The 5,086-nt window shown below is 58.5% G+C and carries 6 protein-coding genes and 1 pseudogene; all 7 read right to left on the bottom strand.

Features of this window, described 5'->3' with window-relative positions:
• The coding region (locus tag HX846_RS06405) for a PhzF family phenazine biosynthesis protein (RefSeq protein ID WP_178965153.1) at positions 1 to 677 on the bottom strand (677 nt) is incomplete at its 3' end.
• Positions 678 to 756: 79 nt separating this feature from the next.
• A complete protein-coding gene (locus HX846_RS06410) occupies positions 757 to 2,310 on the bottom strand; it encodes a TerC family protein (RefSeq protein ID WP_178965154.1) in 1,554 nt (517 codons plus the stop codon).
• A 435-nt stretch (positions 2,311 to 2,745) separates the two neighbouring features.
• Complete coding sequence (locus tag HX846_RS06415; protein WP_087694195.1) at positions 2,746 to 3,216, bottom strand: hypothetical protein; 471 nt, start codon at positions 3,214 to 3,216, stop codon at positions 2,746 to 2,748.
• Positions 3,217 to 3,234: 18 nt separating this feature from the next.
• Complete coding sequence (locus tag HX846_RS06420) at positions 3,235 to 3,663, bottom strand: hypothetical protein (protein ID WP_087694196.1); 429 nt, start codon at positions 3,661 to 3,663, stop codon at positions 3,235 to 3,237.
• The gene (locus HX846_RS06425; protein WP_371858896.1) at positions 3,660 to 3,863 is read right to left on the bottom strand and encodes a toxin-antitoxin system YwqK family antitoxin; all 204 of its coding nucleotides are present in this window, start codon (positions 3,861 to 3,863) and stop codon (positions 3,660 to 3,662) included. Before HX846_RS06425 ends, HX846_RS06420 begins: the two co-directional genes overlap by 4 nt.
• 192 nt (positions 3,864 to 4,055) lie before the next feature.
• A complete protein-coding gene (locus HX846_RS06430) occupies positions 4,056 to 4,424 on the bottom strand; it encodes a lysozyme inhibitor LprI family protein (RefSeq protein WP_102605896.1) in 369 nt (122 codons plus the stop codon).
• 12 nt (positions 4,425 to 4,436) lie between these two features.
• A pseudogene (locus HX846_RS06435) lies at positions 4,437 to 5,086 on the bottom strand (sugar transporter); the annotation flags it as partial.

The following is a 5,086-nucleotide window of genomic DNA, read 5'->3' on the forward strand; positions in this document are numbered from 1 at the left end:
GCAGCGGTCGCGGCACCCGTGGCCGGGTCTTCGTACACGCCGCCCACCGCAAACGGGTTGCGGGTGTGGAACAGTGTCGGGCTTTCGGCAAACACCAGCACCACGGTACCCAGCCCGGCGTCGGTCATGTAGCGGCGACCGGCTTCCAGTTCATAGTGCATCTGGCTGAGTTTGGCGCGGCTGGCGAGCGCCAGCACCAGGTGGGAAATGCCGGCATGGATGATCGCTGGCGGAATGCTCGGGTCCAGGTCATTGCGGGTGTAACCGAACAAGGTCAGGCCCGCGTCTACCAGGGCATCGTTGGCCGGTGCGCTGCGGGTTGGCGGGGATTGCAGCGCGGCCTCGATCAGGTCGCCTTCGCTGCGGCCGCTGACGGAAATATCGCCGTTGTTCAAGGTCAGGTGGAATTCGCCATCGCCCAGCGCCAGGCTCAAGGCCGCACCGAGGGCGATGGTGGCGTGCCCGCAAAACGCAACTTCGGACTCCGGCGCGAAGTACCGCACGCGCCAGCCGTCATCCTGCGGGCAGGCAAATACGGTTTCCGAAAACCCGACTTCGTGGGCGATACGCTGCATTTCTACAGCTTCCGGCAGGCTGTCACCGATCCAAACACCTGCAGGGTTACCGCCCTGGTTGCCGTCACAGAATGCAGAAATCTTAAGCACGTCCAAAGTCATTCGGGTAACCCTTCCTTAACGGTTCAGTGAGCGGCGATGCTATCCAAAGGCCAGCCCAGCGTCGAATGAAATTCACCCGTTAAAGAGGGGCCAGCAACATCTGCGTGACCCGCCGCTCCTCCACCGCCGCCACGGTCAGGCGCCAGCCTTCATGTTCCAGGCTGTCACCGACCACCGGCAGTCGATCCAGCAGGCTCATCACCAGCCCGGCCAGGGTCTGGTAATCCTCCGTCGCCACAGCCTTGAAGCCGGTGCGCTGGCGGATCAGGTTGAGGTTCAAGGCGCCATTGACGCGAAAACCACCCTCCTCCTCGACGATATCCGGGCCTTCGACCTCACTCGCATCCGGCAACTCACCGGCGATGGACTCGAGGATGTCGGTCATGCTCAACACCCCGATAAAGTCGCCGAATTCGTTGATCACGAAGGCAATGTGAGTCGACTCCTGACGCATCTGCTCCAAGGCATTGAGAATCGAAAAACTCTCCAGCAAGTTGACCGCCCGGCGCGCCAGGTGCTCCAGGTTCGGCTCGTTACCGGCCAGGTATTCCTTGAGCAACTCCTTCTTGTGCACAAAGCCCAATGGCTCGTCGACATTACCGTCGCGGATCAAGGGCAGACGTGAGTAAGACGAATGCATCAGTTTCAGGCGGATAGTGTCGGGATCGTCCGACAGATCTATAGAGTCCACCTTCGCCCGAGGCGTCATCAGCGTACGGATCGGGCGTTCAGCCAGTTGCAGCACGCCACTGATCATCACCCGCTCGCGCCGATCGAACAGCGGCCCGCCGTTGGCATCGGGGTTGTCCAGCAGGTCGGCGACCTCTTCACCTACCTCCTCCACTGCCAGATTACGCCCGCCGAGCAAACGCATTACCGCATGGGCCGTGCGCTCACGTCTCGGCAGCGTGCCCTGGGCCGACTTCTTGCGGCGCGACCGGGCGATCTGGTTGAACAGCTCGATCAGGATCGAGAAGCCGATGGCCGCGTACAGATAGCCTTTGGGAATGTGGAAGCCCAGGCCTTCGGCCGTCAGGGCAAAACCGATCATCATCAGGAAGCCCAGGCACAGCATGATCACCGTCGGGTGGGCGTTGACGAAACGGGTCAGCGGCTTGCTGGCAACGATCATCAGGCCGATGGAAATGATCACTGCGATCATCATCACCGCCAGCTCATCCACCATGCCCACGGCAGTAATCACCGCATCGAGGGAGAACACCGCATCCAGCACCACAATCTGCGCAACGATCGGCCAGAACATCGCATAGGCCACGTTGCCAGTGCGCTGAGCCACATGCCCCTCAAGCCGCTCATGCAATTCCATGGTGGCCTTGAACAACAGGAACACACCACCAAACAGCATGATCAAGTCACGGCCCGAGAAACTCTTGTCGAACACCTCGAACAGCGGTTGGGTCAGGGTCACCAACCAGGAAATACTTGCCAACAGGCCCAGACGCATCAGCAACGCCAGGGACAAACCGATCAGACGCGCACGGTCACGCTGCTCCGGCGGCAGCTTGTCCGCCAGGATCGCGATAAACACCAGGTTGTCGATGCCCAGCACCAGCTCCAGCACAATCAAAGTCAACAGGCCGAGCCAGGCCGTTGGATCCGCTAACCATTCCATTTTTCAGTATCTCTTCAAGTTTTTCAGAATGCCGGGCACGGCAACGCACGGTCGAGGGACCGGGTAAGGGTAGGCAATCGGAAGACGGGATGCCTGGCCTGGAGGCAGGCGATCAGCGAGAACGGCGGCAGTGAATGTCTTGGGGAAAGACGACTGGGAGGCTCCGAGAGGGTGTTCATGTAGGTCCTGTTGTGGGAAAAGGACTTGAATCGTACAGGCGAAACGGGAATTTCCTACAATCTAAAATTATTACAAGATCTGTAGGATCAAGCATTCTGATATTAGGGAGAATGTCGTGAGCCAACAATTTTTCACTATGGTTGGGACAGCCCATAACAAATTTTGAGCATTTGATCGTTCCCACGCTCTGCGTGGGAATGCATACCGTGACGCTCCGCGTCACCCTCTCGCCGGACTTCAGCCAGGCTCGTAGCATCAAGCTTTATCGTCGGGCAGATCAACACGATCTTGCTGCTCTTCACTGATCAGGTATTCAAGAAACGCGGTATACGTCGGCCATGAATCCGGCGCAGTCAACAAGGCCTCCCTACCCAGGCGGCACACATCCACGTCATCACACCAAATCACCCGACCGCCTCCGCCCGAGCAATCCATCACGATCAAACTGGCCGGCGGCTGGGCTAATACCAAAAACTGCCGCGCAAGCCCGGCACGCTCTCGAAGACTTCTGGTTTCGTCCAGGACATTCGGCGCAGGCGCCCACCCTATTGCGTGCAAGGGCAAAACGTAGATTCCAGAGCCATCGAAGAACTCGGCAGCCTCACGAAAATCATCCGCAAGCTCCAGGCCAAGGTGGCTCTGCACCTCATCAAGAAACCCAGGCTCAACGGCGCGCGCGCCATTCAAAAGCAAACATTGCTGCCGGATCATTGCCAACGTGGACATCAACACCCGCCCTCGCGTCTAGAGATTTGCCCGCGTGCCAAGAAAGCGCAGATAGCGCCCATCCTCGTTGTCAAAGATCTCGGCCCCTGCGCCCATGTATGCCCGCATCAATTCATCGGCGGCCTGATCATCGTGGCCTTGATCCAGCAAAACCTGCCCCAGGCGCAGATGTAAAAACGGATTTCCGAGACCGCCCGGACAGGTCATCGCATAGTCCAAGGCATCCCGGGCTGAGCCTTTGAATCCGGATAAAAAGCATGCATCAGCGATGGCAGCCAATACCCAGGTGGAGGCTTCCCAATCATTTTTCGGCTCGGGGATCAAGATCCAGGCCTTGTTGTATTGCTCGATGGCCTCTTCATAACGGCCGTCATCGGCCAATTGATCACCTGCACTGCATAACGACTGGATCTCTTCGTGCAGCGACGCTGCAAGCTCAGTGGTCATGAGGACTCCTCCAGAGATCCATCTGCATCCCATAACGACCACAGCCCAACTTCCTGGCCACGCTCATAAACGCCCTGCGCCGCCACCTGTCCATTGTCGTGGTAGTCCCGCCAGTCGCCGTGTTCGGCGCCATCCACGTAATTCCCCTCGGAAGCCAGGTTGCCGTTTGGGTGGTAGGCGCGAAAAAGCCCATGTCGAATCCATTGCGTGCCGTCCTCGGACAGGTAACGCGAATACCTGAATCGAACCTCACCGGTCTCGTAGGGAATTTCCGCTATGTGTAACGCGTCTGGTTTTTCGTCCATGGCAAACCTGCTGCGGTGTGTTGATGTGCTTTCAGACTCTGTTGAGAAAACTGACTTTAGCCGGCGTTGTACGTTTATGCCCGTTATTCAGAACGGCCCTTTCGTCATCACCCGCTCATCAATGAAGCTACGCAACATCGCAATCCGCTGCGTATAGGCTTTGCTCAGGCAACTGACTTGGGCGCCGCACGTATGCCGTTGCTTGAGCCACACAGCCTGATCATCCATCAACGAACCACGTCCGCCCATAGCCATGAAGTGCCGGTTCAGGTCATAAAGCAGCGCCATCGTCACGTCCTGATCATTAAGCGAACGCGTGGCACAGATGGTTTTCTCGTCAGGCGCCTTCGCCCGGTCACAGTCAAAACTGGCCGCCAGGCTCACAGGGCTGAGCCACAACACGGAAAACCCGGCGAGCACTGCGAATACCGCCGGTTTAATCAAACGAACTGCCATGAAAATTACCTCCTACAGAGGGCTACGCGCCACACCCTGCCCAAACCGATAAATCGCCAGGCAATACCCAATCAACGCCACCGCTGCCAACAACCCGCCCGCCGCGCCGATCCAGGCAAAACCAAAGTGGCTGCCCACCCAACTGCCCATCAACGCCCCACCGCCAATACCGATGTTGTAGATCCCGGAAAACATCGCCATCGCCACATCCGTGGCATCCGGCGCCAGCACCAGCACCTTCGATTGCAACGCCAGGCCAAAACCCATGATGGCCATGCCCCAGAACACACTCAGGGTCACCAGGTACGACACCTCGCCACTCAACGGCAGCAACAACGCCAGGCACAGCGCCAGTATGGTCACCGCGCTGATCAGGAAACGATGGGGGCTAAAGCGATGCACCAGGCTGAACAACAACGAACCAATAATTCCCGCGCCGCCAAACACCAGCAGGATCAGGGTCACCGTATTGCCACTCATACCGGCAACACCTTCAACAAACGGCTCAACATAACTGTAGGCAGTGAACTGCGCCGTCACCACCATCGCCGTCAGCACATACAACGCCACCAGCGCCGGGCGCTTGAACAACAGCGGCAAGCTGCGCAGCGAACCGGAGTTCTGGCTCGGCAGCAGCGGCAAGGTGCGCGCCAGCCAGAACA

It is taken from the genome of Pseudomonas sp. K5002 (assembly GCF_013386655.1).
Classification (GTDB): domain Bacteria; phylum Pseudomonadota; class Gammaproteobacteria; order Pseudomonadales; family Pseudomonadaceae; genus Aquipseudomonas.